This window comes from Wolbachia endosymbiont (group A) of Crataerina pallida (assembly GCF_964028475.1).
In the GTDB taxonomy this organism is placed as follows: domain Bacteria; phylum Pseudomonadota; class Alphaproteobacteria; order Rickettsiales; family Anaplasmataceae; genus Wolbachia; species Wolbachia pipientis.
Genome location: NZ_OZ034785.1, coordinates 703,505 through 730,384 on the forward strand (window position 1 = coordinate 703,505; position 26,880 = coordinate 730,384).

36 protein-coding genes and 2 pseudogenes are annotated in these 26,880 nt (G+C 34.6%); 3 read left to right on the forward strand and 35 right to left on the reverse strand.

What is annotated here, in order from left to right:
- Positions 1-247: 247 nt before the first annotated feature.
- The 6 genes and pseudogenes from ABWU55_RS03335 to ABWU55_RS03360 form a co-directional block, all read right to left on the reverse strand.
- Complete coding sequence (locus ABWU55_RS03335) at positions 248-754, reverse strand: hypothetical protein (RefSeq protein ID WP_353286527.1); 507 nt, start codon at positions 752-754, stop codon at positions 248-250.
- A gap of 295 nt (positions 755-1,049) precedes the next feature.
- Positions 1,050-2,363, reverse strand: a complete 1,314-nt coding sequence (gene ltrA / locus ABWU55_RS03340; RefSeq protein WP_006280268.1) for a group II intron reverse transcriptase/maturase — start codon at positions 2,361-2,363, stop codon at positions 1,050-1,052.
- Entirely contained in the window at positions 2,326-2,454 is a 129-nt protein-coding gene (locus ABWU55_RS03345; protein WP_255324786.1) for a hypothetical protein, read from the reverse strand. The genes ltrA and ABWU55_RS03345 overlap by 38 nt, the downstream gene beginning before the upstream one ends.
- Before the next feature lie 382 nt (positions 2,455-2,836).
- Positions 2,837-4,153 (reverse strand): hypothetical protein, encoded by a 1,317-nt coding sequence (locus tag ABWU55_RS03350; RefSeq protein WP_353286528.1) that lies wholly within the window; start codon positions 4,151-4,153, stop codon positions 2,837-2,839.
- Positions 4,150-7,245 (reverse strand): coiled-coil domain-containing protein, encoded by a 3,096-nt coding sequence (locus ABWU55_RS03355; protein WP_353286529.1) that lies wholly within the window; start codon positions 7,243-7,245, stop codon positions 4,150-4,152. Before ABWU55_RS03355 ends, ABWU55_RS03350 begins: the two co-directional genes overlap by 4 nt.
- A pseudogene (locus ABWU55_RS03360) lies at positions 7,238-7,672 on the reverse strand (IS5-like element ISWpi1 family transposase); the annotation flags it as partial. The gene ABWU55_RS03355 and the pseudogene ABWU55_RS03360, both read right to left, overlap by 8 nt.
- 58 nt (positions 7,673-7,730) lie before the next feature.
- On the opposite strand from ABWU55_RS03360, the pseudogene ABWU55_RS03365 reads away from it, so the two are divergent.
- Positions 7,731-8,562, forward strand: a pseudogene (locus ABWU55_RS03365) (IS5-like element ISWpi1 family transposase).
- 23 nt (positions 8,563-8,585) lie between these two features.
- Here ABWU55_RS03365 and ABWU55_RS03370 read toward each other — a convergent pair.
- From ABWU55_RS03370 to ABWU55_RS03390, 5 genes are all read right to left on the reverse strand, one after another.
- A complete protein-coding gene (locus ABWU55_RS03370) occupies positions 8,586-8,750 on the reverse strand; it encodes an IS3 family transposase (protein ID WP_353286530.1) in 165 nt (54 codons plus the stop codon).
- Positions 8,740-8,904, reverse strand: coding sequence for a DDE-type integrase/transposase/recombinase (locus tag ABWU55_RS03375; protein WP_156768648.1), 165 nt, complete (start codon positions 8,902-8,904; stop codon positions 8,740-8,742). Before ABWU55_RS03375 ends, ABWU55_RS03370 begins: the two co-directional genes overlap by 11 nt.
- A gap of 84 nt (positions 8,905-8,988) precedes the next feature.
- Positions 8,989-9,330: an IS3 family transposase gene (locus ABWU55_RS03380; RefSeq protein WP_095866567.1), complete on the reverse strand. Its 342-nt coding sequence runs from the start codon at positions 9,328-9,330 to the stop codon at positions 8,989-8,991.
- A gap of 21 nt (positions 9,331-9,351) precedes the next feature.
- Complete coding sequence (locus tag ABWU55_RS03385; RefSeq protein WP_038198869.1) at positions 9,352-9,636, reverse strand: transposase; 285 nt, start codon at positions 9,634-9,636, stop codon at positions 9,352-9,354.
- Positions 9,637-9,778: 142 nt separating this feature from the next.
- Entirely contained in the window at positions 9,779-11,299 is a 1,521-nt protein-coding gene (locus tag ABWU55_RS03390; RefSeq protein WP_174516815.1) for an HlyD family type I secretion periplasmic adaptor subunit, read from the reverse strand.
- A gap of 266 nt (positions 11,300-11,565) precedes the next feature.
- Between ABWU55_RS03390 and fabG the strand changes: the two genes are divergently transcribed.
- Entirely contained in the window at positions 11,566-12,300 is a 735-nt protein-coding gene (gene fabG / locus ABWU55_RS03395) for a 3-oxoacyl-[acyl-carrier-protein] reductase (RefSeq protein WP_015589136.1), read from the forward strand.
- 94 nt (positions 12,301-12,394) lie between these two features.
- The gene (locus tag ABWU55_RS03400) at positions 12,395-12,724 is read left to right on the forward strand and encodes a TrbC/VirB2 family protein (RefSeq protein WP_155968336.1); all 330 of its coding nucleotides are present in this window, start codon (positions 12,395-12,397) and stop codon (positions 12,722-12,724) included.
- Positions 12,725-12,751: 27 nt separating this feature from the next.
- On the opposite strand, the gene ABWU55_RS03405 is transcribed toward ABWU55_RS03400, so the two are convergent.
- The 24 genes from ABWU55_RS03405 to rplP all read right to left on the reverse strand — a co-directional run bounded on the left by ABWU55_RS03405 (position 12,752) and on the right by rplP (position 26,874).
- Positions 12,752-14,032 (reverse strand): M48 family metalloprotease, encoded by a 1,281-nt coding sequence (locus ABWU55_RS03405; RefSeq protein ID WP_174515763.1) that lies wholly within the window; start codon positions 14,030-14,032, stop codon positions 12,752-12,754.
- 71 nt (positions 14,033-14,103) lie between these two features.
- Positions 14,104-14,748: a 3,4-dihydroxy-2-butanone-4-phosphate synthase gene (gene ribB / locus ABWU55_RS03410; RefSeq protein WP_007549343.1), complete on the reverse strand. Its 645-nt coding sequence runs from the start codon at positions 14,746-14,748 to the stop codon at positions 14,104-14,106.
- A 6-nt stretch (positions 14,749-14,754) separates the two neighbouring features.
- Positions 14,755-15,249, reverse strand: a complete 495-nt coding sequence (gene greA, locus ABWU55_RS03415; protein ID WP_007549342.1) for a transcription elongation factor GreA — start codon at positions 15,247-15,249, stop codon at positions 14,755-14,757.
- A gap of 9 nt (positions 15,250-15,258) precedes the next feature.
- Complete coding sequence (gene atpA, locus ABWU55_RS03420; protein ID WP_182320407.1) at positions 15,259-16,800, reverse strand: F0F1 ATP synthase subunit alpha; 1,542 nt, start codon at positions 16,798-16,800, stop codon at positions 15,259-15,261.
- A complete protein-coding gene (gene atpH, locus ABWU55_RS03425) occupies positions 16,797-17,357 on the reverse strand; it encodes an ATP synthase F1 subunit delta (protein WP_010962742.1) in 561 nt (186 codons plus the stop codon). Before atpH ends, atpA begins: the two co-directional genes overlap by 4 nt.
- A gap of 41 nt (positions 17,358-17,398) precedes the next feature.
- A complete protein-coding gene (locus tag ABWU55_RS03430) occupies positions 17,399-17,749 on the reverse strand; it encodes a YraN family protein (RefSeq protein ID WP_012673177.1) in 351 nt (116 codons plus the stop codon).
- Positions 17,750-17,772: 23 nt separating this feature from the next.
- Entirely contained in the window at positions 17,773-18,201 is a 429-nt protein-coding gene (gene rplQ, locus ABWU55_RS03435; RefSeq protein ID WP_007550873.1) for a 50S ribosomal protein L17, read from the reverse strand.
- Between the two features lie 7 nt (positions 18,202-18,208).
- On the reverse strand, positions 18,209-19,276 hold the full coding sequence (locus tag ABWU55_RS03440; protein ID WP_012673178.1) for a DNA-directed RNA polymerase subunit alpha: 1,068 nt from the start codon (positions 19,274-19,276) through the stop codon (positions 18,209-18,211).
- Positions 19,277-19,297: 21 nt separating this feature from the next.
- Positions 19,298-19,684, reverse strand: a complete 387-nt coding sequence (rpsK, locus tag ABWU55_RS03445; RefSeq protein WP_015589137.1) for a 30S ribosomal protein S11 — start codon at positions 19,682-19,684, stop codon at positions 19,298-19,300.
- 24 nt (positions 19,685-19,708) lie between these two features.
- On the reverse strand, positions 19,709-20,077 hold the full coding sequence (gene rpsM, locus ABWU55_RS03450) for a 30S ribosomal protein S13 (RefSeq protein WP_010962745.1): 369 nt from the start codon (positions 20,075-20,077) through the stop codon (positions 19,709-19,711).
- 59 nt (positions 20,078-20,136) lie between these two features.
- On the reverse strand, positions 20,137-20,778 hold the full coding sequence (locus ABWU55_RS03455) for an adenylate kinase family protein (RefSeq protein ID WP_007550178.1): 642 nt from the start codon (positions 20,776-20,778) through the stop codon (positions 20,137-20,139).
- Entirely contained in the window at positions 20,775-22,103 is a 1,329-nt protein-coding gene (secY, locus tag ABWU55_RS03460) for a preprotein translocase subunit SecY (protein ID WP_010962747.1), read from the reverse strand. The genes ABWU55_RS03455 and secY overlap by 4 nt, the downstream gene beginning before the upstream one ends.
- Positions 22,104-22,106: 3 nt before the next feature.
- Complete coding sequence (gene rplO, locus ABWU55_RS03465) at positions 22,107-22,577, reverse strand: 50S ribosomal protein L15 (protein ID WP_006279863.1); 471 nt, start codon at positions 22,575-22,577, stop codon at positions 22,107-22,109.
- A 3-nt stretch (positions 22,578-22,580) separates the two neighbouring features.
- Positions 22,581-23,093 carry a 30S ribosomal protein S5 gene (gene rpsE / locus ABWU55_RS03470; protein ID WP_010962748.1) on the reverse strand — a complete coding sequence of 171 codons (513 nt, stop codon included), beginning with the start codon at positions 23,091-23,093 and terminating at the stop codon, positions 22,581-22,583.
- A gap of 12 nt (positions 23,094-23,105) precedes the next feature.
- On the reverse strand, positions 23,106-23,477 hold the full coding sequence (gene rplR / locus ABWU55_RS03475; protein ID WP_006279867.1) for a 50S ribosomal protein L18: 372 nt from the start codon (positions 23,475-23,477) through the stop codon (positions 23,106-23,108).
- A 5-nt stretch (positions 23,478-23,482) separates the two neighbouring features.
- On the reverse strand, positions 23,483-24,028 hold the full coding sequence (rplF, locus tag ABWU55_RS03480; protein ID WP_007551152.1) for a 50S ribosomal protein L6: 546 nt from the start codon (positions 24,026-24,028) through the stop codon (positions 23,483-23,485).
- A 16-nt stretch (positions 24,029-24,044) separates the two neighbouring features.
- Entirely contained in the window at positions 24,045-24,440 is a 396-nt protein-coding gene (gene rpsH, locus ABWU55_RS03485; RefSeq protein ID WP_007551150.1) for a 30S ribosomal protein S8, read from the reverse strand.
- A 21-nt stretch (positions 24,441-24,461) separates the two neighbouring features.
- Positions 24,462-24,770, reverse strand: coding sequence for a 30S ribosomal protein S14 (gene rpsN / locus ABWU55_RS03490; RefSeq protein WP_006279345.1), 309 nt, complete (start codon positions 24,768-24,770; stop codon positions 24,462-24,464).
- 16 nt (positions 24,771-24,786) lie between these two features.
- A complete protein-coding gene (gene rplE, locus ABWU55_RS03495; protein ID WP_010962750.1) occupies positions 24,787-25,320 on the reverse strand; it encodes a 50S ribosomal protein L5 in 534 nt (177 codons plus the stop codon).
- A 6-nt stretch (positions 25,321-25,326) separates the two neighbouring features.
- A complete protein-coding gene (gene rplX / locus ABWU55_RS03500) occupies positions 25,327-25,644 on the reverse strand; it encodes a 50S ribosomal protein L24 (RefSeq protein WP_006279347.1) in 318 nt (105 codons plus the stop codon).
- A complete protein-coding gene (gene rplN / locus ABWU55_RS03505) occupies positions 25,644-26,003 on the reverse strand; it encodes a 50S ribosomal protein L14 (RefSeq protein ID WP_353286531.1) in 360 nt (119 codons plus the stop codon). The genes rplX and rplN overlap by 1 nt, the downstream gene beginning before the upstream one ends.
- 13 nt (positions 26,004-26,016) lie before the next feature.
- Positions 26,017-26,253 carry a 30S ribosomal protein S17 gene (rpsQ, locus tag ABWU55_RS03510; protein WP_007549925.1) on the reverse strand — a complete coding sequence of 79 codons (237 nt, stop codon included), beginning with the start codon at positions 26,251-26,253 and terminating at the stop codon, positions 26,017-26,019.
- Positions 26,246-26,449, reverse strand: coding sequence for a 50S ribosomal protein L29 (gene rpmC, locus ABWU55_RS03515; protein ID WP_006279350.1), 204 nt, complete (start codon positions 26,447-26,449; stop codon positions 26,246-26,248). The genes rpsQ and rpmC overlap by 8 nt, the downstream gene beginning before the upstream one ends.
- A gap of 11 nt (positions 26,450-26,460) precedes the next feature.
- Positions 26,461-26,874, reverse strand: a complete 414-nt coding sequence (rplP, locus tag ABWU55_RS03520; protein WP_010962752.1) for a 50S ribosomal protein L16 — start codon at positions 26,872-26,874, stop codon at positions 26,461-26,463.
- Between the last annotated feature and the right edge of the window lie 6 nt (positions 26,875-26,880).

The following is a 26,880-nucleotide window of genomic DNA, read 5'->3' on the forward strand; positions in this document are numbered from 1 at the left end:
GCAGGGAGGCCGGCCTTACCTTCAGGAACTAAAGCTTATCTTAGAGCTTTTTTTATACTCTTTTATCCATTTACCTAATCCACTAGCCTAGCTCTCTTGCTGTTCTCGCTCATGACCCTTTAGCTAATTCCACAGCTTTAACTTTAAATTCTATTGTAAATTTTTTTCTACGTATACCCCCTAATTAAAAACCTCCTTCTCCACTATTTTTAAGTAACCGTTGTAAGTGGAGAAGGAATTCGGTTGTTTAACGTTCCACAGAGGTTGCTTTACTACCCCCATGTACTCTATCCACCCACGACAATGTTTCATTCTTGCCAACTGCCTTTATTTCTTCTGTGGCCCTCTTTTCACTCCATATGCCACACCGTGTGAAACCTCCTTCTCTTATTGCCTTTTCGATCGTCTTTCCTCCTAACAGACAATTTTCCATTATTTCTCCTCCTTCTTCTTGTAATTTCTCCCACGTTTCTTTGTCTTCTACTATTACTTGTACTTGACCGTAATTTTCTGCATCGTGGCACAATCTAATTTTTAGCTCACCAAGGCTTGAATGAAGCGTCATTTGAAAATCGCTGTTATCTGATAGATCAACATAATTTCTTGTACCTCCTTTTTCGCTTCTTACTTCAATTTCACCATTGTCTATTTTTATTATGTAACTTCCTGATTCTATCCATCCTTTGTTTAGACCCAAATTGCTTGTACCTTCTATTACTTTCGCAGGCTCTACTCTACCACCAGAAAATTTCATATAAAATGTATCGTTGTCTATTTCTACCTCTTCTACGCTTCCTCCTTGAACAGCATTTTCACCAGCTTCTTTCAGCTTTTGAAGTCGCTCATTTATCTGCGGTTGAATATTTGGTTGCAGTTTGCTGTAAATTTCGCTTGCAAGTTTATCATTTAACAGATCGTAACCAAATGTTGCGCCTCTCAGTCTGGTAGAGACTCATGACCTTGAAACCAGCGATTTGGTCTCATAACCATAGTCTCCCCAAAAGAACCGTGCTTGCGGATTTTCCGCACACGGCTCCACAATACAGCGTTCACACTAGTGCTCCTGTGTATAAAGAAACATATACCTTTGGTTTTGGTAATGGATTTACTTTTAAATAGTGTATAAATTGTTCCCAATCCATACTTTTCTTTTGACTACGTCGGTTTATCCACTTAAATGCTAACTTTGTTACCGGTCGATAGAATTGAATCAAACACCGATAATTTCCGCTAACTCCGAAGTAGCTATAGTGTCCTGTTAGTTTGGCTTTAAGTTTCTGCCACCAATCTTTGAGACAGATACGACTTCGTACCATCTTCAACCATTCTTTGATTTCTTTAATCTTTCTGGCTAGGCTTATTTTTGAAGTTTTCTGCTTCATCATAAGTTTACCATTACGACTTTTTCCACAATAATGTGTAAATCCTAGAAAGTTGAAGCTAGCCGTCCTACGTTTCTCTCTTTCTGCTTGATACCATTCTTTCTTACCAAACTTTACTATTTTTGTTTTATTTTCAGCTATTTCCAACCCAAATTTACTTAGTCTTTGTTTCAGTAATTCTAGAAATTCTTTTGCGTCTTCTTCCCTCTCGCAGCCAACTACAAAATCGTCGCAAAACCTTATTAGCTGTAAATATCCTCTGGCTTTTGGCTTAAATTTCTTTTCAAACCATAAGTCCAGCACATAGTGTAAGTATATATTAGCTAATACAGGGCTTACTATACCACCTTGTGGTGTGCCTTGATCGGTTGCTTTATAACATCCAACTTCGACTATTCCTGCCTTTAGAAATCGTTTTATTAACCACAATAAATTTGGGTCAGCTATTCGTTCCCTTAGACAATTCATTAGCCATTTATGTTGAACATTATCAAAGAACTTCTTGATATCCACTTCTACAATATAGTTAATTGGTTTGTGCATAACTGCTTTATCTAGAGCGTTTATCGCCTGATGACAATTTCTTCCTGGTCGAAATCCATACGAGCTGTCCATAAAGTTTGCTTCATAAATATTTTCTAATATCTTCTTTAGCATTACCTGTACCAACTTATCTTCCGTTGATGGTATTCCGAGACCGCGCTTCTCTTTGCTCCCGGCTTTGGGTATGTATACCCTTTTCACTGGTAGCGGTTGATATTGTTTTCTCTTCATACTATCCACTAGTGTTTTAAGTTTCTCTTCTAGATTTTCTCCATAAGCTTCCACTGTCACACGATCTATACCACAAGCCTTGTTGCGTTTTAGTTCCTTATAACACTCTGCAAGATTCTCTTCATTAATCAAATGAACTAATGATGTAAATTTTACTCGCTTATCTTGCTTAGCCCTTACTGCTATCTGGTTTAGTTTTCCTTGCATACTCCTCCAATCTCTGTTGTATTGGTATAGCAATCCCTATACCAGTCACTATATTGCTAACCGCTTCCCCTTGTATGTGGCTTTCCCACACTCCGAGTACTATCAGTTAGTCCGACTTCCTTTGCATCTTCCTCCAGTCCTCGCCTTTATTGACTTGTTCCAGAGTACCCTTACAGGAATACAAAGGATCTCCCAAGTTCACGTAAGGTCCATCTCAACACATGACGCGGCCTTCGATCCCGATGAGGTGAGTAATATCTTGCCTTAGCGTTATTACCCATGTTGCCTTCCACCAAATGTAAAGTGTCAGCCCCCATGACGCGTGAATTACGGGACTCAATACCTTCACTTTCGTTGCACCCTATGTTGTCCATTCCATTAGCTTTACTACGCTCGTTACCTTACGCAGCATAATGGTTTGTTCCAGGTTGCCGGCTAAGCTTTACCCGTGTTGGATTTTCGCCAACTGTTCCTTACGCACTTCTTGGCGCACACATTAATGCACCCACAATCTTTTTCTGCTCATCTTTTGTGAATTGGTTCGAAAGTATTTTACACATCACGATATCAGCAAAACTACGCTGTCCATCATAATATGCATTCATCCTTACTCCTTTACCTATTGCTTGTTTTGCTGACTCTATATGCTTAGCATATATTCCAAGTGCATCCCTACAAAAAAGTGTTAAAGGTTGTTCCCTTGATAACACATGCTCAGCAACACTTTCTTCTGTTATATCTTCTAACTTCCAACCTAAAAACTCCTTTAAATCACAAAATACTGCTCCGAAGTAGTAATTTTCGTATATTTCTATTATTGTACTCACTGCTTTATATACGTCATTTTCTTTTTCGAAAATCTCCCTACTTTTTTCATGGCTACTTTTGTCTGTATGGCTCTTTAGGAAAAACTTTTTTATTGCCTTAGACAAATCCTCTATGTCATCTGTGCAATGCAAAAGGCACGTCTTTCTTAAACCTTCTTCCAAAGTATCACTGCCCTTTAGGTCTTTTAGTCTACTATGAATAATATCTATCATCTCCTCTTTGTTTCCTTCCCCAGGCACAACTTTCCACAATAGGCTTTTTGTAAAAGCAAACAGATTCCTATACTCTTCCTTCTTTCTCTCATATGGCTTTATTTCATAGGAGTAACGTAATTCTGCAATATCATCTTTGAAATTTTCATTACTTCCATTTCTCACAGATTCCACATATCTTAAAAACTCTTCAGCTATTTTTCTCTCGAAAAAGGCGTTCTTGTACTCTTTTTCCACACCTTTTTTATACTTTTCAAACTCACCTTCCTTCATACTCACCAAGTGCTCAACGTGATATTCAAATTCAGCACAATCTACTATTCCTGCAATTGATTGTATGTATCCATTTTTATAATTACTTGCTGATGTTTGTGAAAGCATAACTTTAACCTCATGATAAATTTCAGTATAATAATTAATACGTTTTGCAAAGTGCAAAAACGAGTGCAAAACATACCCTGAAAGAAAGGATAAGCTAAGCAACCCTAACATTCTATATCTCTCATACAAAGAACAAGCAACTGCTCCTGTTAAAAGCAGCACTACAATCACTTGCCCTTGAGAGAACTTTCTGCCTTTCGCACTTTCAGCCACCGATGGCATCCACCACACTATCTTTAGCTTGCCAAACTCATCAAATAACTGATTTACTTCTTCATGGCTTTTTGGCTCTTGCCACTTTAACCTCTCATACAGAGCATCTTTTAACCTTTCACGCTCCAAAAACTTTATAAACTCCTTTGTTCTCATATCTGCCAAGAAGGTCCTGCAACTGGTTCGAGGCTTACGTTGTCAAATGAAGAACTTACTGAATTTGACATTTGCAGTTGTTTTACTATCTCTTCTACCTCAGTTTTTTCTTTTTCTGACACTGTTCTCTCTTGTTCCGCAACTACCCTTGCCAGTTTTATTTCCTCAATTACATGGGATCTTAATTCATTAATAGCCTCGTCATCAAATTTTAAGTTATCTTTTGCAGATTCATTTTCCTTATCCTTACGCTGAATAAAGTTTTTGTTTGCTCTATTAAATTCATCAGCTAATTCTGACAATTTATCAAATTCTTCCTTACCAATAGATTGTTTACTCTTTAACTCTTCTTTGAGGCTTCTGTATTCACTGCAAATACCCTTAAGTTTTTCTTTATAGTCTGTATTTAGCACCAGGAAAGTATATTGTTGTTCTAAGAATTCTTCTATAGCCTGATTATGTCTGATCCTCTTTCCAGGTATATTAAATAAATCTTCTGCTTCACCATACATTAAACGAACAGCTTTTACTCTTGCCTGTACTTCCTCTATTTCTTGCCCGTCTTTTTCTTTGTCCTGTTTTGCTTTTCGTGCTATTGTGTTTAATAAACTTGCTTGTTTACTACACTCAGTTGAAAGTATCTTGATTGTTTCACGCTCTTTATCCTTTATATCCTGCTCTTTTAAGCTTTGTATGTAATCTCTTCTATTTTCTATAATTTCTTTTGCAAACTTTTCAAATGTTATTCCTTCTATCTTATTTATTGCATCAAGCTCAAATTCAAAATCTGCGATTAATAACGCAATAAGCTTTGCATCATCCTTCCATTTTTTTTCTTTAAATATTACGTCCTTCTGTCCTTTTACTTTAATTTCTGAAATAAGCTTTTTAAGCTTTGAAATGTTTACCCACTTCTCCTTGCCCTTATTTATTTCTTCTTTTTCCTGCCTTATTTCTTTTAAGATGGTATTATTGGTCCCTAACAAGATATTTTCTTGTAACAACTCTTCAAGTAAGTTAATTGCTTGATTTAAATCCTTAATATCGTCCCTACTGATTACAAGATCACTTTTCTCTTTCAAAAGCTTATAATATCCTTGGGAACCAGCTAAGCTAAGCACCAAAATACCAGCAAAAACACCAATAGCTATTGGGCCACTAAAGAGGGCAAAAGAATAACCAATAGCTGCTGCCCCACCACCAACACCTACACCACCTATGGAGCAATTACGTATTAATTTCTTATGCTCTTTTGCTTCTAAATGTTGTGTTACTTGTTCCATCCCTGTTTGTTTTGCATCTTTGACTCTTTCTAATTTACCTTCAGATATTTTTTTCCTGTAATCAATAGCAATATCACTTGATTTTTTTGGAAAGGAATCTTCAGGAAATAGTTCACTTAATTCCTCTAAACTAACAACCTTACAGAATTCTATAATTTTTTCATCTTCACTCAGTTTACGTGTATGAGGTTGCGTTACGGTGAATCCGGTTATTTCCCAATCTCCATCTTTTGTTTTCCTATATTTTGTTCCAATTACTGGCATTTCTCTGTATAAACGTGCAATTTCTTCCACCGCTACTGTTTCCAATAACTCACCACCTAGTCCTGTAGTAACACCAGACTTATTAATGTTAGCTCCATTACATATCAAGAGTAATGCCATATCTTTTTTGTCTTTTTCTATAGTTTTAAGCAATATAGTATCTAAAATGTCTTGTTCTGCCTCTATTACATTGTGTGGTTCTATTAATTGAATGGTTAGTGTTAATGCTAACCTGTGATACTCTCTTTTCTTCAATACTTCAACAAGGATTTTTTCTATAAATCTATCCTCATTTTCTACCCACTTAGATAGTGTATGTTTCACAGATTCTAGATGATTGCTCTGTAAATCTAATAAATGATCTCCTGTGTTAGAGAGTTTTAAGATACTTTTACTTAATTCTTGTGATAGTATTGTTAAAAAATTTCTAACCTTTAATTCGTTACTTTCATCTTTTTTCCAATCTTCAGTTGCTTTTAATGATAATTCCTCTAAAGTTTCTTTTGCTTCGTTAACAAGAGTCTCTATAGCCTTAATCTCATCAATTACAACTTTGCTTACCCTTTCTTTATTACTCCTTAACTCACTTGGCGCACTTTGCATTGCACTAACAAATTTTTTAGGATCCAATATAACAGGCTGTGACACCTTTCTAACTTCTTGCTTTAAAGAATTCTTACCCTCGGGATACTCAATGTCAGCCTTCTCAACTTGATATGTTTTCCTCAGTTCCTCTAACTTGTTATCCAGTACCTTATCAAAAATTTGATCAATCAACCAGTTATTTACATTCGTATCTAACTCAGACTTATTATAATTATGCAATACATGTGCTGCATTTTTGTCTGAATCTTCCTTCACTTGCTTTAGCAGTTCATTGTACCAATCTAATAAAATAGTACGATTTTTTACCCCTTTTATGAAATTAGAATACTCATTGATCTCACCTTCATACAATTTATGCTCTTTTGTTACAGATTTTAACTGCCCATTTATTCTATTTACTTTTCCTTTCAAATTTTTAACTACTGCATCTGCCTTCACTAACCCTTTTTCTTGCTCTGGACTTTCGATGACCGTACTTATGATTTCATTGTCTATCTCTTCTATTGTTTTTCTAGCAATATTATCATAGATATCTAAAACTTGCTTATAACCCATGGTACATAGCCCTGTTATATCCGTATTACGCACATACTCAATAATCTGTCTATCACTACCACAATGTCTGTAGTCTGAAATAGAAGCTGATTCTTTGATTCTGTTATTCCTATCCTGAACAGATTCCAATACCACTTCCTTTAAATCTTCCCTAATACTATCTTTAACTAGCTTAGCTTTATCATTTAATAATTTCCTTAATCCTACACTATCGGGTATTATTTTATCAAAATCTCTATCTTTAAAACTTTTATCTTTGCTGACTAATTCACCCATTATATCTTCATCCATCTCTCGAAATTTTGCATCTAAGACTTTTTTATACTCCTCAAGGCAAAACTCTTTCAGCTTAGAGGTTGTCCGGAAACTAGTAAATTCAAGCATATTCCCTCTTTAACATAACCCTACTCATAGCTAGGTATATGAAATTCTCAGTGGATGTTGTGAGTAAATCATACTCCTTCGATAGCCTTCTATTCCTATTAACCCAAGCAAAAGTCCTTTCTACAACCCATCTTCTTGGCTGTACTTTAAACCCTTGTTCTCTTGTTGGTAGTAGCTCAGGTGGCGTATCTTTGTGCACCCAAAATCTACATGGAGGCCTTTTAACAATTTCAATATCTATGTCATATTCTTCCTTTATGTGATTCTTTAAATTTCTTCCTTGGTATCCCATGTCAGCCCACATTTTTTTAACTTTAGTATATTTTGTTCTCATATTGTTTAATGCTATTTTAATACCATCTCTATCATTTTCGTTAGCAGCGCCTACGTAACAACCTAGTATAAAACCCTGAGTGTCTGTAATTAGAGGTTGTCCGGAAACAAGTAAAAGGCTATAATATCTGAAATTTTAGTACGGGGTAAAGATGAGAAAAAAGTATCCAACAGATCTAAGCGAAAGGGAATGGGCAAGAATAGAAAAACACTTCAGAGTATCATACAAGAAAGGAGGAAGGCCGCCAAAGTATAGCAAAAGAGAAATATTAGAAGCAATTTTCTATGTATTGCGTGCAGGTGTCAATGGCGGTATTTACCAAATGATTTTCCGCTATGGAAGACTGTGTATGAGCAGTTCAGGCAATGGAAGAAGCAGGGAATTTTTGAGAAAATGAATTATGAAATTACAAAATATAGTAGAAGAAAAATAGGAAGGAATGAGCAGCCGAGTGCCTGTATAGTAGATAGTCAATCTGTAAAGACTACAGAAAAGGGGGGATCAAAGGCTATGATGGAAGTAAAAAAGTAAAGGGTAGAAAAAGGCATATAATTACAGACACTCAGGGTTTTATACTAGGTTGTTACGTAGGCGCTGCTAACGAAAATGATAGAGATGGTATTAAAATAGCATTAAACAATATGAGAACAAAATATACTAAAGTTAAAAAAATGTGGGCTGACATGGGATACCAAGGAAGAAATTTAAAGAATCACATAAAGGAAGAATATGACATAGATATTGAAATTGTTAAAAGGCCTCCATGTAGATTTTGGGTGCACAAAGATACGCCACCTGAGCTACTACCAACAAGAGAACAAGGGTTTAAAGTACAGCCAAGAAGATGGGTTGTAGAAAGGACTTTTGCTTGGGTTAATAGGAATAGAAGGCTATCGAAGGAGTATGATTTACTCACAACATCCACTGAGAATTTCATATACCTAGCTATGAGTAGGGTTATGTTAAAGAGGGAATATGCTTGAATTTACTAGTTTCCGGACAACCTCTAATAGTGACGTTGTTTGTTATAAAAAATTTCTATATATTCAAATATAGCAGTTTTGATATGCTGTTTGGAGTGCCGAGAGGTGTCCATTGGTAACTCCCTTTTTAGAGAACTGAAGAAGCTTTCCACAACAGAATTGTCGTAACAACAACCTTTATAACTCATCTATGTTTTTTATGGATAAGAGATATTGATAACCTTGCGAAGTATATTGTGAACCTTGATCACTATGTAATAGTAGATTTTTGGCAGGTTTACGCTTGTTAACGGCCATTAATAAAGAGTCCATAACCAATTGTTTATTTATTGAACTGCTCATTAACTACCATGCGTGAATATAGATCGATTATTGTTGCCAAATATAGCCATCCTTCTTTGGTTTTTATATAAGTAATCCCATACTTTATTTGGTTGATCGACAATAAAGTTTTGGTCTAATATATTGGGAGCTACTGTCCGTTTGTTGTTTCTTAATTTTAAATTTTCTTCTCAATATAGCCTGAATACCATTTTTCTGCATAATACTTTGCACTGTTTTTAAGTTGCAACTTTTACCCAAAGCCTTTAATTCAGCATGAATTTTAGGAGCTCCATATCTACATTTAGAAGCTTGATATATTTTTTGAATATCTGCTAATAACTCTTTATTTGCTGATTCTCTACTGCTTATTTTCCTTGTAGTCCACTTATAGTAGCCACTAGCAGAAAACCCTACATAATTCCTGCACTTTATAGTGTTTACTATGCTCTTTTATGAAAAAATATTTTACTCTTTTTGACTGGCCAGGGCTTTTTTTAAAATGTCTCTTTCTCTTGTTACTTTTGCTAACTCTTTCTGTAAATCAAATCTCTCTTTGTCATAAGGTGCTACATCTGGAAATGCATTTGCCGCTGACTTTTTTTCGTTATATTTCTTCATCCATTTTCCTAATACACTATCCCTTATTCCTAGATCTCTTGCTACTTTTGCAACTGGTTGACCTACCTTTCTTTGTTCATTTGCCAGCTTAACAGCTTCCAATTTGAATTCTGCCGTATATTCTCTTGCCATTTCTAATCCTCCAAAATTTTATTTTACCCGAAAAAACTCCTTTCTTTCTCTCCACTTTTTCTGGGTAAGGTCAAGAAGCCTATTGTCTAATTATGTACCTAAATTTTATTACGGCACTTTCACTACTACTTTAACGAGTGAGCTACCTTTCTATAAAAGACCTATCGACTGTTGCAATTATAGGCGTAAACAAGAATGATAAAAGAGTACGAGATTGAGTAACTATGTACACTTCTGCTGGCATACCAGGGTATAGGTATACGTTTTTAAACTGAGCAAGCTCTGGTTTTGGTATCACTACACGTACTGAATAATAACGCCCTAGCCTTGGATCATCAAGGGCATCGGGAGAAATATTGCTTACTATACCATTAATTAAACTTAAACGACGTGCACTGTAAGCACTTAAACGAACTTTAACCTTTAGCCCTTCTAGCCCATCAATAGAGACTATGTTGCTATCTTTCTTTTGTGCTGACAGTATCTCTTCTATGTTTCTGGTCTGAATTTTAGCATCTATTATTAGGTCATCATCCGATGGCACTACGCTCATGATCGGAACTCCAGATTGTATAACACCACCTTCAGTATGGTATCTTATATCTGTGACTATCCCATCTTGAGGCGATTTAATTATTGTACGTGCTAATGAATCTTCAGCAACCATCAGTCTCTCTTTCAAGTCTGCAATAGACGTACTAACTTCCTTAAGTTCAGCGTTTGCTCTTTCTTGAGAATCATTTCTCACGTTTATAATTTCTAATTCGTTCTCTCCAATTTTTTGCTGCACTTGAGATATTGCAGAACGGTAATGTCCAACTCTGCCTTCAATTTCAGCAAACTGCTTTTCTAAAGCTAAAATGTGTGGTTTGCTTATATGGCCACTATCAAGTAATTGTCTTTTTGTTTCCAACTCCTCAGTTATCAAGTCATATTGCTTATGAGCTGCATTTAGTTGAAAGTTTAGCCCCGCTAATTCATCATTTAACTGCTTTATACGTTGTTGCAGTATGTCTGTTTTTCCCAATATGCTCTTTCTCTGAGAGTTGAACAACTTTACTTGATTCTTTATCGCTTTATTTACAAGTTCATCGTGAGATAATTTTTTAACCTCATCAGGAAACTCGAGCGTGTCCAAATCTACTCTGATTGCAAGAAGCCTTGCTTCTGTTGCTAAAAATGATAAGAGCTTCTCTTTGATGATACTTAAATTCGCCTTCTCGTTAACATCACTCAACAAAACTAGAGGCTCATCTTTTTTAACTGCTTGACCCTCTTTTACTAAAATTTTGCTTATTATTCCTCCGCCCAAGTGTTGAACTATTTTTCTATTTGAAGATACAATAACTTCTCCACTTGCATGCACCGCACCGTCAATTGGAGCTATAGCCGACCAAATACCACCTATCCCAAAAAAGATGAGTATTACTACCAGACCAAAAAATAGTGGTCCCCATGTTACTTTCAGGACTTCATTTACGTTATTACTTTCGCGTTTTAAAATAAAATTTATCACTGCATCAATCAATGCAAACGTCTTATCCAAAAATTTTGGGTACTTCTTCTTTTTATTTTTTGCTCCTTGCATATTTATATTATCACCATGGCCAATCAAGCCTGTCAAAGAAAATCCAGCGCTAAGCTTTTTTAACTTACTTATCATAATACTACTGTGAATTTGTGTTAACTCAAGATAACACACAAAAACAAAGAATCTATAATTTAAGCATTCCATTTAGACTGTAGAGCACCAGAATAAACTATTTAGTAACAATTCCTGCATCAACTATGTTTTTAAAATTTTTTGACGTTTAACTTTATTATAACTTTTTCTTTATTTTGTGAATATCTGAGTTACTTATATTATGTAAGAAATCTATTGCCAACTAGTCAATATTCTGTTAGGAATTAAGATAATATAAAGTTATTATGCTTAAATTGGAAAGCAGAAAGTTCCTGATTACTGGCGCATCAGGCGGAATAGGGCAAGCAATTGTAAAAATTATGCACAAAGCCGGAGCAACTTTATGTATTTCTGGCACAAAAAAAGAAGTGCTCGAAGAAGTTGCTAAACAATATGAAAAAAACATGCATGTACTCCCTTGTGATTTATCAAATGCTGAGGAAGTAAATCAACTAATAAATAGAGCAAGTGAGCTGATGGAAGGCTTTGACGGGCTCGTATGCAATGCGGGTATTACGCGAGACAGTTTATTATTGAGAATGACAGATGAAGCATGGCAAAAAGTAATTGATATTAACTTGAGCTCTACATTTAAGCTGAGTAGAGAAGCATGCAGAAAACTAATTAAGAATAATTGGGGAAGAATTATAAATATTTCCTCAATAATAGGGCTGACAGGAAACGCCGGGCAAGCAAATTATGCGGCGTCTAAAGCTGGAATAATAGCTATGAGCAAATCCATAGCAAAAGAAGTTGCAAGTCGTAATATAACAGTAAATTGTATTGCTCCTGGGTTTATAGATACTAAAATGACTGAAGTTTTAAATGAAGGACAAAAGGGAAAAATATTAGATAATATTCCAATGAAAAGAATGGGAACAGGGGAAGAAATAGCAGCAGGGGTCTTGTTTTTAGCAAGTGATGAAGCAAAATATATAACAGGGCATGTGCTCAATATTAATGGTGGGTTATTTATGTAGCAACACTTATGTATGGACAAATTATAATTTTTACTTTAAAATAAAAAATGTGTAGGTTTAGGTTTAGGTTAATTTATTACTTAGAGGCAAAAAAATGAGCTCTATAATGGAATTTTTTAGTGTTTTTTGCGTAGTATTGCTTTTCTCTTTCTCAGGTTATGCAGCTGACCCTGATATGGATGACACAACTAAAGTAATATGCAATATTATTGGTTATGTTTGGGGGATAGGCGGTCCACTTATGACGGTAGTAATAATTGGTGCAGCTTTGCTTGCAATATTTGGCAGGATGCCGTGGCCAGCCCTCTTTGCTCTTGGCATGTTCTGTGGTGTATTTTTTGGCGCTAAAACTATCATAACGAAAATTATGCCCAACGTAAGCGATGAAGCAAAAACTATGTTGGAAAAGTGTGGACAAAAATAATCCAAAAAGTGCAGAAATGCTTTTTTGTTATCCATTAAACCGCTTCATATCTTCAACTTGCAACAAATAAGGGCTATCTTTTGGTAAAGTTTTAACAGCTAGCTCAGCATATTTTGTAAATTGCTTTAAATCACCTTCAATACAAGCCTTTTTTGTCAAGGCAAAATAATGCATTGCCGTATCAGCTTCACATTTATATGCAATGCTTAAATACTTCCAGACAAAAGCGTTATCTGGTTCTACATTCAAAATCTGCTCCAGGTAAAAAATCGCCTTTTTTGCATCACCGTGTAATAATAAAGTATGAGATAATGCAAGTTTCACTAAATAACTGTTTTTCTCAGATAAATACCTAAGCGATTCCTCATACATTTTTATTGCTTCACTTAAATTTCCGGCCTTGTATAGCATTTCTGCTTTTAATTCATATAGGTATGGGTCATTGCGTGACTCTTGAATCAATGAATTAACTTTAGCAATAGCCTCTTCTATCTTTCCTTGCCTATAGCAAACTATAGCATTTACATACTCAGAATTATTTTCATATTTATTAGATAACACATGAATAGGAGCAAAGAAAGAGTCTAGCTTGGCAACCACACGCTCAAACTTTAGTAACTTATCCGCAAAAATTGGTTTTACGTTGTTTTTAACCTTATAATTTTGTACAGCAAATATACGTTTCTCACTAAGTGGGTGAGTGCGGAAATATTCCTCGGTGTTCTCATGCTCAATACTTTTAAAATAATCAAAAATCTCTTTCATACCTGAATTATCATAGCCAGATTCATCAAGATACCTTAAAGCATAGCTATCTGCTACACTTTCTTGCTCTTGAGAATAGTTAAAAAATAGCCTTGAACTAAACGCTACACCACTAAGCAAAATTGCACCAGCAACCTGAGGGTTAATGATAATACTAGAAACTAATCCTACCATATAACTAATCATTGCTATCGATTGAAAATAACCCATAGCACTACTCATTTGCAATATATGACCAGCAGATATGTGAGCAATCTCATGTGCTAATATACCAAGCAGGACATAAGGTTTAGCCGAATATTGTAAAAGTCCTAAATGAATGAAAATACTATTATTGTTAATTACAAAAGCATTAATCGAATTGTCATTAATTATAAAAACTTTTATTTGCTCATGATCAATATCCGCAGCAGAAAATAAAGGTTGCGCTAGCTCTTTCACTATTGCTTCCACTTCACTATCTCTAATAATGTTAATAGAGTAAGCATTATTACAATATGCAAAAAAGAACAATAAGGTCAAAAACTTAGCAACTCTAAACATGAAAATTCTGTGCTTGTATAATTTATAGAAATTCTATATTTTAACACTTAAATTATACAAATTTATAAACGCTAGTTTAAATTTTTAACGTAACTGATAAGTTTGTCGATGGTAGTTAACTTAATTTTATGTTGTTCAGCAAATTTAAGTAACTGAGGTAAGCGCATCATAGAGCCATCATCATTCACTAATTCACAAATAACTGCTGAATGATCAAACCCTACTAACTTCGCCATTTCAACACTCGCTTCAGTATGACCAGCACGTTGTGCCACCCCACCTTTATGTGCAATTACAGGAAAAACATGACCTGGAGTTATGATGTCATCCTGAGTACCATCCTTGTTGATAGCAGCATGTATAGTTTTCGTTCTATCCTCTGCTGAAACACCGGTTGTAATGCCATAACGTGCATCAATTGATGTAGTAAATGCGGTATGATTTTCACCAATATTTTTCTTTTCCATGAAATTAAGGCCCAACCTTTTCATGTGAAATTTAGTCATTGCTAAGCAAACAACCCCTGTACCGTACCTAACCATAAAAGCCATATGTTCCGGCTTTATTTTCTCAGCTAAGACAATCAAATCGCCTTCATTTTCTCTATTTTCATCATCAACTAAAATGAATAATTTACCGGAACGAGCATCCTCTAATACATCTTCCACAGAAGAAATACCTGGTAGACTCATTGAAGCATAAGTGGCCTGTACCATAATAATTTACTTAAATTCAATCTTAACTATTTTATACAATTTCTCTCCATTTGGCACTGTCACTTCCACATATTCACCGACTTTTTTGCCGATTAAGGCACTCCCAAGTGGTGAACTAGTAGATATTAACTGCTTTGAAACATCAGCTTCATATTCGCCTACAACCTTATAAACATATTCCACTTCACCGTTATTATCACTTAACATGCTTAATGTCACAGTTGCACCAAACATTACTGAATCACCAGACAAATTTTTTACTTCTATTACTTCCGCATGTGAGAGCTTACTTTCTATCTCCATTATACGGCCTTCAATAAAACCTAACCTTTCCCGTGCTGCATGATACTCTGCGTTTTCAGACAAATCACCTTGATCACGAGCATCAGAAATAGCCTGTATCACAGAAGGTTTTTCTTCCTTTAATTTTTCAAGTTCGGCTTGCATATTCTCAAAACCTTCCCTCGTCATAGGAAATTTATTAATAATGGATGAAGCCATAATCACCACCTAAACGCAATTAAATTGAGTAACGAAATTACTCACAATGTTAAAAATATCACCTTTTATATCATCACTCATGTCATTTGACAACTTTTTTAAAACCCCAGGGTGTACAGTATGAAAATAATTAATAAGATCATGTTCAAATTTATTAATGTAACTTATTTGTATTTTACTTAACTGATTATATAGGTTAGAAAAAATATACATCAGCACTACTTGCTCTTCTATTGACATAGGTAAATGTTGTTTTTGCTTTAATAACTCGACAAGATATTTACCCTTATTCAAGGATAATTGAACACTAGCATCAAGATCAGAACCAAATTTTGCGAAATCTTCTAATTCTCTATACTGAGCTAAGCTTAGCTTTATAGAACCAGCAACTTTCTTCACAGACTTTAGTTGTGCAGCAGAACCAACCCGTGAAACTGACAAACCTATATTTACTGCAGGTCGAAATCCTTTATAAAATAATTCAGACTCAAGAAAGATCTGCCCATCGGTAATTGAAATAACATTTGTTGGCACATATGCAGATACATCACCAGCTTGAGTTTCGACAATTGGCAAAGCAGTTAAAGAACCCTGCCCTTTTTTATCAGACATTTTAGCAGCTCTTTCAAGCAAGCGAGAATGTACATAGAATATATCTCCAGGGTAAGCTTCACGACCAGGAGGACGTCTGAGCAATAAAGACATCTGCCTATATGCCACAGCATGCTTAGATAAATCATCATATATAATCAAACAATGCATTCCATTGTCACGGAAAAATTCCCCAATAGTGCAACCAGCATAAGGTGCTAAAAATTGCATAGGCGCGCAGTCAGATGCACTAGCCACAACTACAGTTGTATACTCTAATGCTCCGCTTTCTTTCAGCTTATTTACCACTTTTGCTACTGTTGAAATTTTTTGCCCAATAGCAACATAAACACAGTAAACTTTTTGATTTTCGTTTACCTCATCGTTAATCTTCTTCTGATTGATAATAGTATCAAGCGCAATAGTAGTTTTACCAATTTGTCTATCACCAATAATTAATTCACGCTGCCCTCTACCTATTGGAATTAGCAAATCTATAATTTTAATTCCTGTTTGCAGTGGCTCATGCACAGACTTACGATCAATAATGCCTGGCGCTTTAGATTCTATATCCATTCTGTTTTTGGCTCTAATTTCCCCACCGTCGTCCATAGGATGGCCCAACGCATTTACAACTCTCCCTAACAATTCATGCCCTACAGGCACCTGCACAACATCACCACTACATTTTACAACGTCCCCTTCTTTCACATCACGGTCATTACCAAGCACAACTATTCCAGCCGTATTATGATCTAAATCGAGAACTATTCCTTCTACACCACTTGCAAAAAATACCTTTTCACCGAATTTTGCTTTTTCCAGCCCATAAACCAATGCGATACCATCTGTTACTGAAATTACTTCACCTATATTTTCCCGCTTTATAGGATTATCAAACGTCTCAACCTTTTCTCTTATTATACTTGCTATCTCAGAAACATTCATACTGTTCTTCATACAAAATTCCTTACTTTTAATATTTCCATTTTACTTAAGTCAACTAACCTATCCAAGTAACTTTTTAGCGAAGCATCGATCAAATTAAAACCATACCTAACTACGAAGCCACCTAGTATAGAAGGGTCAACCACATTGCTTACTTTTATTATTTTACCAAGAAAGCTCAAAGATTCAGTAATTATTTTTATATCAGATTCCTTTAAAGTTTCTGCTGACTTTATAGTAATTTCGAATTCATTTTCATTTTCTCTTGCAAGACTTAAGAATTTTTCTAATATAAGGATCAATAAACTAGAGCGTTTATTTGCAAATATAACCATAATAAATTTTACTAAATTCTCACTCAAGTGCTCATTTATAGAAAGCATCACTTCTTTTTTGTGTGCAAAAGAAATCATAGGATGAGATAGGTACACAAAAACATCACGTTGATCCTTAAAAAAAGCCAACAAAAATTCTACTTCTTTCCTTATAATACCTAACCTGCTTCCTGAGACATGAAATAGCACTCTAGCGTAAGATGAAACTAAATTATTGTATTGGGTCTTTTTCATATTAAATCCAGTAAATCTAAATTAATTCAGCTACAAATCTTTCATTCTTCAATCCAAGCATTTTTTATATAAACAGGTCTTCTCTTTAAGGAAAGAAAATATAAATCATATCTGACTGAATAATCTAAAAAACTAAGGTTTTTACTTAAGAAATACTTAGAAGAATTTATAATAGACTGACATTGAAGATGAGATATCGGTATTTCTTTTCCAAGTAAACTTGTTTTAACTTCTATAAAAATCAGCTCCTTTTTTTTAGATACAATTAAGTCAATTTCACCGAACTTACAACGGTAACGGCGTTTTATAACATTATACCATTTCAGTTTTAAATATACTAAAACTAATAACTCGCCAAAGTAACCTACAAAGTAGCGTAACCTACTTACCACAAGAAGAACAATTATGATAACAATTAACTTTGTGTAACTACTTTGCCTCCTTCTTTATTTTTACTATAAACCTTACCTCTTGCTGCAATATCCCTATCAACCAGTTCTATCACTGCCATTGAAGCGCAATCACCCTTTCGAGTGCTAAATTTTATTATTCTAGAATACCCACCTTTACGATCTTGATAACGGCTGGCTAAGACGTTTAATAACTTATCAACTGCTAACTTACTATTATGAAGGCGTGAAAGCAAAAGTCTTCTACCATGTAAAGTATTCTTATTCTTAGCAATTGTAATAAACTTTTCGACATATGGACGAAGTTCCTTAGCTTTTGGTAAAGTAGTTACAATCTGCTCATGGTTAATTAATGAGATAGATAGATTCTTTAACGTCGATAATCTATGTTCAGTACAACGAGATAGTTTACGTTTTTTTATTCCATGTTTCATATATCACCTAATCTTCATCAGTATGTTGTTTAGCCAACTCATCTATATCCTTAGGTGGCCAGTTTAGCACATTCATACCCAAAGACAAGCCAAAATTAGTCAAAACTGCCTTAATCTCATTCAAAGACTTTCTGCCAAAATTAGCAGTTCTTAACATTTCACCTTCTGTCTTTTGTACAAGATCACCTATATAAGTGATGTTTTCGTTTTTCAGACAGTTATGAGACCTGACAGATAATTCCATTTCATCTACCTTACGCAATAAGACAGGGTCATAACCCAAATCTTTAGCACCACTAGACGAAGAAACCTGCGATTTTTTATAACTTACATCAGAACTAATAAAGGGCTGAAGTTGCTCCTGTAATATTCTTGCAGCAGAGTCAACAGCTTGACTCGGAGAAATTGTACCATCAGTTTCAATTGACAATATCAGCTTATCCTTATCAGTCACTTGGCCAACACGACTGTTCTCTACCCTGTACGAAACCCTGTTGACAGGGCTATACAAAGCATTAACTGGAATAAAACCAATTAAATCCTGTTCACTCATAAGCTTCAAAAGTTCATTTTCTTTATATTTAGTTACAGGAAGATAACCTTTTCCGCTAGCCACATATATGGTCATGTTAAGCTCCACATTTTGCCCCAGCGTACATATTAACAAATCTTTATTAACAATAGAGCATTGATCATCAGTTTCTATCATCCCAGCTAATACCTGGCAAGGCCCTTTAGCGTTTAAATTTAAGCATTTATTAGAAGCACCATTTAATTTACACCTCAACATACCCATATTTAATACTATATCAGTTACGTCTTCTCTCACCCCTTGAATTGAAGTGAACTCATGAGTTACACCTTCAATTTTTATTCCATAAACAGCACTACCTTTAAGAGAAGATAACATTACACGTCTTAATGCATTGCCTAATGTTAAAGCAAAACCACTTTCCAACGGTTCTAGCACTATATCACTTTTTTCACTTGAATCATCTGATATTACCTTAACTGAACTAGGTTTAATCAATTTATCTAAATTGCTACAGAGAGAAACATCATTATTATAATACATAAAACAACCTTTTCAAATATCCTATACTCTTCTTTTTTTTCTTAACCTGCACCCATTATGAGGAATTGCGGTTTTATCTGCAATTGAAGTCACAGTCAACCCACAGCTCTGAAGTGCTTTAACCGCAGCTTCGGTACCAAAGCCAGGGCCGCGAATTATTACAGAGACAACCTTCATACCAAATCTCTCCATTGCGTTCTTCGCAGCAGACTCCGCAGCCTTACCTGCAGCATAAGGTGTGGATTTTCTCGAACCTGAAAAACCACATGCACCCACAGAAGTTTGACATAGCGTATTACCATGAACATCAGTTACATTTACAAAAGTATTATTAAAAGTTGCACGAATATGGACAACACCAGTAATAAACTCCTTCTTACTCTTACTAACCGTTTTGACTTTTTTCATTAAAACTCACAATAATAATAAATTTTATTTTTTCCCAGCAATAGGCAACCGAGATCTACCTTTACGAGTCTTAGCATTAGTATGAGTCCTTTGCCCTCTCACAGGTAAACCTTTTCTATGTCTCACCCCTCTATAGCATCCCATTTCCACTAAAGATTTTATGTTCATAGCCACTTCTTTTCTGAGCTCACCTTCTATAACATAATTTTGTCTAATGAAACCGCTGATCTTTTCTATATCTTCATCTCGTAATTCTGAAACACGTTTGCGCTTATCAACTTCGCAAGCGTGACAAATTACATTCGCAGTAGCAATACCTATACCATATATATAAGTTAATGCAAAAGGAACACATTTCCTCACTGGAATATTTATGCCTGCAATACGTGCCACTGGTACCTCGATACTTTATTAATAACAACTCTTAATTTATACCATAAAACAACTCAGAGTCAAACCAAATTACAAGAAATTTTACTTTCAATCTCTTGCGTTACCTCATCAACACTCAAATTAGCGTCAATTGTTAATAATTTGCCTTTATAATACTCGCGTAAACCTTTCATTTGAAGGTGATATTCACTTATTCTCTTATTAATTGCAGACATATCAGCATCATCAATTCTTTTCTCTAACCTCGTACTTTTACATTTAGCACAAGTAGTACTCTTAAAAGAAGATACACTATATATGCTTTTACAGTCCAAACACGCGAGACGATTTTTTAACCTATCGATTGCAATATTATCGTCAAGCTGCAGCTCAACTACAATGTCAACATCCCTATTATATTTTTCTTGCAAAACTTGAGTCAAAAAATGAGCCTGGTTTAAATTTCTCGGAAAACCATCTAATAAGCAATTATCATCCACTAATGCAAGCTGGTCACGTAATAATCCACATATAATTTCATCTTGAATTAAATTACCAGATTCCACGGTACCCTTTATTTTTTTACCTAACTCACTACTGCTAGATATAATATTCCTTAATAAATCCCCTACTGAAATTAATTTTAAATTATATTTTGCTATTAACAAGCTTGACTGAGTACCTTTACCAGAACCTGGAGGACCAAAAATCGTAATGATCATCTTACTTTCCTCGTTTTAGACTCATATTTCTTTATCCAGTTGTCGTACCTATTTGAAAAAATATAAGATTGTATTTGCATAATAGTATCAGTAATAACGTTCACTATAATCAGTAAGCTCGTCCCACCAAAAATAAATGGTATATCATAATAATATCTCATAACTTCAGGTACAGTACATATGACTACCAAATACGCAGAGCCAATGAATGTCAACTTAAAAACTATATCTTGAAGGTAATCAGAAGTATGTTTCCCAGGCCTTCTACCAGGTATAAAACCACCATTTTTTTTAAGAAAATCTGCGTTTTCCTCTGGATTAAATATAAAATTGGTATAGAAAAAATTAAAAAATACTATCAGCACCAAATAGGCTACAATATATACTACTTTATTTGCCATAAAGTAATTCAAAATAAAATCAGAAAAAGCGTGCCCCTTATAGAAATTTGCAATTGAAATAGGTGTCAATAAAATTGCATTAGCAAAAATGGTTGGTACTACACCAGATAAATTAATCTTCAATGGAATATAAGTAAAATCGTCATTATGTAATCTTTTAAATTGCTTTTTAGGATGTTGAACAATAACCTTTCTATAAGAAGACTCTACAAAAATGACTAAGAGTAGCAGCAAAAAAAACAATACCAAAACAAAAAGGATAATAAATAACGATACGCTACCGTTTTTATTTAACGTTAACAAAGATGACAAAGCGCTGTGTAACTCTGATATTATACCCGTGAAAATGATTAATGAGATACCATTGCCTATACCGCTAGCGCTGATTCGTTCACCAAGCCATATTAAAAGCATAGTTCCACCTAAAAGGCTGAAAACACCTATTGTACGAAACATAACACCAGGTTCGATTACAACCAATACCCCTTCCCTATTCATCCCTTCCAATCCAACCAAAATTGGAATTGATTGAAATACACAAATTACTATGGTCAGATAGCGTATATAAGAATTCATCTTTCTACGGCCTGACTCTCCATCATTCTTAACTTCCTTCATTCCTTTAATCGCAGAAGAAAGTAACTGAATAATGATAGAAGCCATTATATATGGCATAACGTTCAATGCTAGAATTGTCATTCTAGCCAATGCACCACCAGAAAATAAATTAAATACTCCAAAAACGCCTGAGCCATCTTTGGGAAATATATCATTAATTACATCAAGATTAATTCCAGGAATAGGCACATAAGTACCCAAGCGATAGCAAATTAAAGCTATTAGCGTAAAAAATATACGCTTTAATAAATCGCCTTTATATAACAACGTAGGATCCAAGCTATTAAATGCTGATTTATTGCCCATGACTTACGATAGTATTTCCACACTACCACCAACTGAAGCTACAGATTTTTTTGCAGCTTCTGACGCAAAATCAACATGAAACACAAATTTTTCGCTCAACTTACCTTTATTAAGAAGTTTAATTTTATCCTTAATAGACTTTATAAAACCTAATTTATACAGCCTCTCCTTATCTATAACAGAGTCTTTCACTATTTTTTTAGCTTCCATTAAGCGCTGTATATCGCCAACATTAATTATAGAGTATATGCTCCTACGTATAGGCTTAAAACCTCTTTTAGGCAAACGAGTATATATAGACTGTTGTCCACCCTCAAAACCATTTATAGAAACTCCACTTCTAGCCTTCTGCCCTTTATGCCCTCTACCGGATGTTTTACCTTTACCACAACCGATACCTCTACCCAGCAACTTAGGCTTCTTTTTCTTAGATAATTTAGTAAATATAGAGTTTAATTTTACAGCATTATTCATACTTTACCTGTTTCCAACTATCTCGCTAATCTTTTTGCCTCTTTTGCTTGCTACCTGACGAGGAGATAACATACTATCAAAAGCCTTAAACACCGCACATATAACGTTATGAGGATTATTTGATCTAGTGGATTTAGCTACCACATCCTTTATACCTAACACCTCAAAAACTGATCTAATCGCTCCACCAGCAATAATACCTGTTCCGGCTCTTGCGGTTCTTAAAACTATCTCACCAGAACAAAATTTAGCTTTAATATCATGATGCAAAGTTCTACCTTCACGCAAGTACACTCTAATCATTGATTTCTTTGCAGCATTTACAGCTTTGACTCTTGCTTCAGCAACTTCTGCGTGCTTACCTATTCCACACCCTACCCTACCCTTCTCATCGCCAACAACAACCAAAATTGAAAATGAAAATCTTCTACCACCTTTGGTAACCGTTGTCACTCTTCGTACCGAAACTAAAAGCTCTGATAAATCATTATTATTTTGTAAATTCTTTATAGCCATATTCAAAACCTTCTAAAATTCAAATCCAGAACTTCTTAAAGCCTCAGCAAATTGAGAAACTAATCCTGTGTATTTATACGCTCCACGATCAAACGTAAGCTGCTGCTCTAATTTCATGCCAGACAGACGCTCAACCATTAAAGAAGAAACCTGTTTTATAGTTTCAGCGTTGACTTTCCCTTTACATACATCCTTAATTTTAGCATCCAAAGTAGAAGCTGAAGTGAGAGTTATTCCTTTTACATCATTAATTAACTGGACATAAAAATGCCTATTAGATTTAAATATGGATATACGTAAACGTTCAGCGCTCTTGTCAAGCTTCGCTCTATTACGTAACTTCCTTTTTTCAGAATTACTTAAAAAATTATACGATCTTTTCATTTTTATTACTTCTTTTTACTTACAACCTTACGCAGCATAAATTTGCCTTTTATTACAACACCCTTACCTTTATAAGGATCATATTTTCTAATTTTGCATATATCAGACGCCACCATATAGACCTTCTGCTTATCCATACCACTAACTACTAAGTGAGTTGGCTTTATGCACTTAATCTCAACATCTTTAGGCACTTTATATTTAACATTATGGCTATAACCAAGATATAAAGTCAAATACTTACCATCACACTCTGCCTTATATCCCACACCGTTAATCTCAAGATTAACAGAAAAACCATCAACCATGCCGTTAATGATATTATTAATATTACTCCTATAAGTGCCCCACATAGGCTTTATTTTATCATAATTATCTTTATCTTGATCAACAGAAAGCAATAGCTGATTATCAATAATCTGACACACAACATCCCTGATCAAGCTAACTTCCTTTTCAGCCTTAGCACTCTTTATTAACATACTACCATTATTATATTCAACTGAAACACCAGCAGGAATATTGATAGGAGCAGCACCTATACGAGACATGAATTTCTCCTATTATTTAAAACACACGACACAAAACTTCTCCACCAACCTTTAATTTATGTGCATTATAATCAGTCATCACTCCTTTGGGTGTCGATATAATAAAAATACCAAGACCATTATATGCTTTAGAAATGTCCTTATACTTAGAATAACGACGACAACCAGGCTTTGACACCCTAACTATGTCACTAATTACAGGTGACTTCTCATAATACTTCAATTTTACAATGAAAGAAGGTAAATTATCTACAACTTGCTTTTCATAATCAAGGATATACCCTTCCTCTTTTAAAATCTCCAATATAGAAGAATTCATCTTAGAAAATAGTACCCTTGTTGCCCTATGCATTGCCAATTGAGCATTACGTATCCTTGTTAAAAAATCACCAATACTATCAGATAACGCCACAATATACTCCTTATATTATATTTACCAACTAGACTTTGTAACTCCTGGAATTTGCCCAAAAGAACATAAATCACGCAAAACAATTCTACATAAACCAAATTTTCTATATACTCCTCTTGGTCTCCCAGTTAAAGCACACCTATTTCTAATTTTGGTTTTAGAAGAATTTCTAGGCAATTTTTTAATTAATTTATTTTGAGCTGTAAACCTTTCTACAATAGACAAATTCTTATTATTTATTATAGATTTCAATTTTTCTCTTTTTTCTTTATATTGATCGCACAACTTTATTCTGCGAAGATTTCTTTCTATCATAGATTTTTTTGCCATATATTTCTCCTCTCAATTAATCAAAAAAAGGAAATTTAAGAGCCAGTAATAATTCCTTTGCTTCCTTATCACTAACTGCACTTGTTATAATATTAATATCCATACCTCTAATTTTACTTATTTTATCATAGTCTATTTCTAAAAACGAGATATGTTCCTTTATACCAAAGGAAAAATTACCATTACCGTCAAATTGCTTCACACTAAATCCTCTAAAATCTTTTTCCCTTGGCAAAGCAATATATATCAATCTTTCTAAAAACTCATACATTTTATCTCTACGCAAAGTTACTTTGCAACCTACTGTAGCACCTTTTCTGATCTTGAAGCCAGAAATAGATTTTTTTGCAAAAGTTGATAAAGGCTTCTGCCCAGCAATCAAATATAGGCTATCAAGTGGTTCATTTATTGCTTTACTATCTGTAGCAGCATCTCCAACGCCCATATTGATACACACCTTGACAAGTTTAGGCACTTGCATTATATTGCCGTAATTAAACTTATCCTTCAAGGACTTTACTATGCTATCTTTATACAATTCTTTAAACATATCAACCTAATCTATCACTTCTCCAGAAACTTTTGCAAAACGCACTTTTCTACCGTCTATAACCTTAAACCCCACTCTAGTTGGAGTTTTATATTTAGGGTCCAATGTTGCAACGTTGGATATATCAATAGCTAACTCTTTATTTAATATACCACCACTACTACCAGCTTTTGGTTTAGTATGTCTCTTATGCACATTCACTCCAGAAACAATTACTTTCTTTTTAGCATCACGTGCTATAACTTTGATTACCTTACCAATTTTTCCCTTATCTTTACCAGTTAAAACTATAACGTCGTCACCACTTTTTATTTTAGCACTCATTATAAAACCTCAACAGCTAATGACATTATCTTCATAAAAGAACCAGATGATAACTTTTTTACCGGACCAAACACCCGAGTGCCAAGTGGTTCACCTTGATCGTTAATCAAAACTACAGCATTGCTAGAAAAACGAATTACAGAACCATCAGATTTCCTAACAGGGCTTTTCACCCTCACCACAACTGCTCTATATACTTTTCCCTTCTCAACTTTCCCTCTTGGAGTAATAGATTTAGTAGATACAATAACTGTGTCACCTATAGATGCAGACTTTCTACCACCCAATAAACCAATACAAAGCACTGCACGCGCGCCAGAATTATCAGCTACTTCCAACAATGTATTTTTTTGAATCATATAAATATCCTATTCAATGTGAGCTATTAACAATAACCCATTTTTTAGTAGTAGAAATAGGCTTGTGTTCTTGTATTAAAACCTTGTCCCCTTCTTTACAACTATTATTCTCATCATGTGCTGTATACTTCTTGTATTTTTTTATAACCTTTTTATACAGCTCATCCTTATACACTTGTAATACCGAAACCTTTACAGTCTTATCACACTTAGCCTTAGTTACAGTACCACAAAAAACCTTTTTAGGCATTCTTTTCCTCTCTTCTTCTTTTATTTAATGTAGTTAAAATACGAGCTATGCTCTTTCTTATTAAGCTAAAACGCGAAATATTGTTGCACTGGCCCAGCTTCTTTTGAAAAACCAAATTAACAAACTCTTTTCTCAAATTCACAAGAATTTCATGCAATTCTTGCGAGGACCTCGATTCAATGTCAGCTATATCCATTGCAACTCCATTTAATTATGATTAGATACAAATTTACACTTCATAGGAAGCTTAGCAGTTGCCTTTTCAAGCGCCAATCTTGCTAAATGCATGGGAACATCACTGCTAATTTCAAACAACATTCTACCGGGCTTAGCTTTAAATACCCAAAACTCAACACTACCTTTCCCTTTACCCATACGCACATCCGCCGGCTTTTTACTAACAGGGGTATCAGGAAAAATTCTTATCCACACTTTACCAGAGCGTTTTAATGTTCTAGATATTACACGCCTTGCAGTTTCAATATGCTTAGATTGAATCCTACCTGCTTCCATAGCCTTTAGACCATAATCTCCAAAAGATAATGTGCTACCACCTTTCGTGTTACCCTTAATTCGTCCTTTAAATACTTTTTTATATTTACTTTTTTTAGGAATAAACATTTCAAT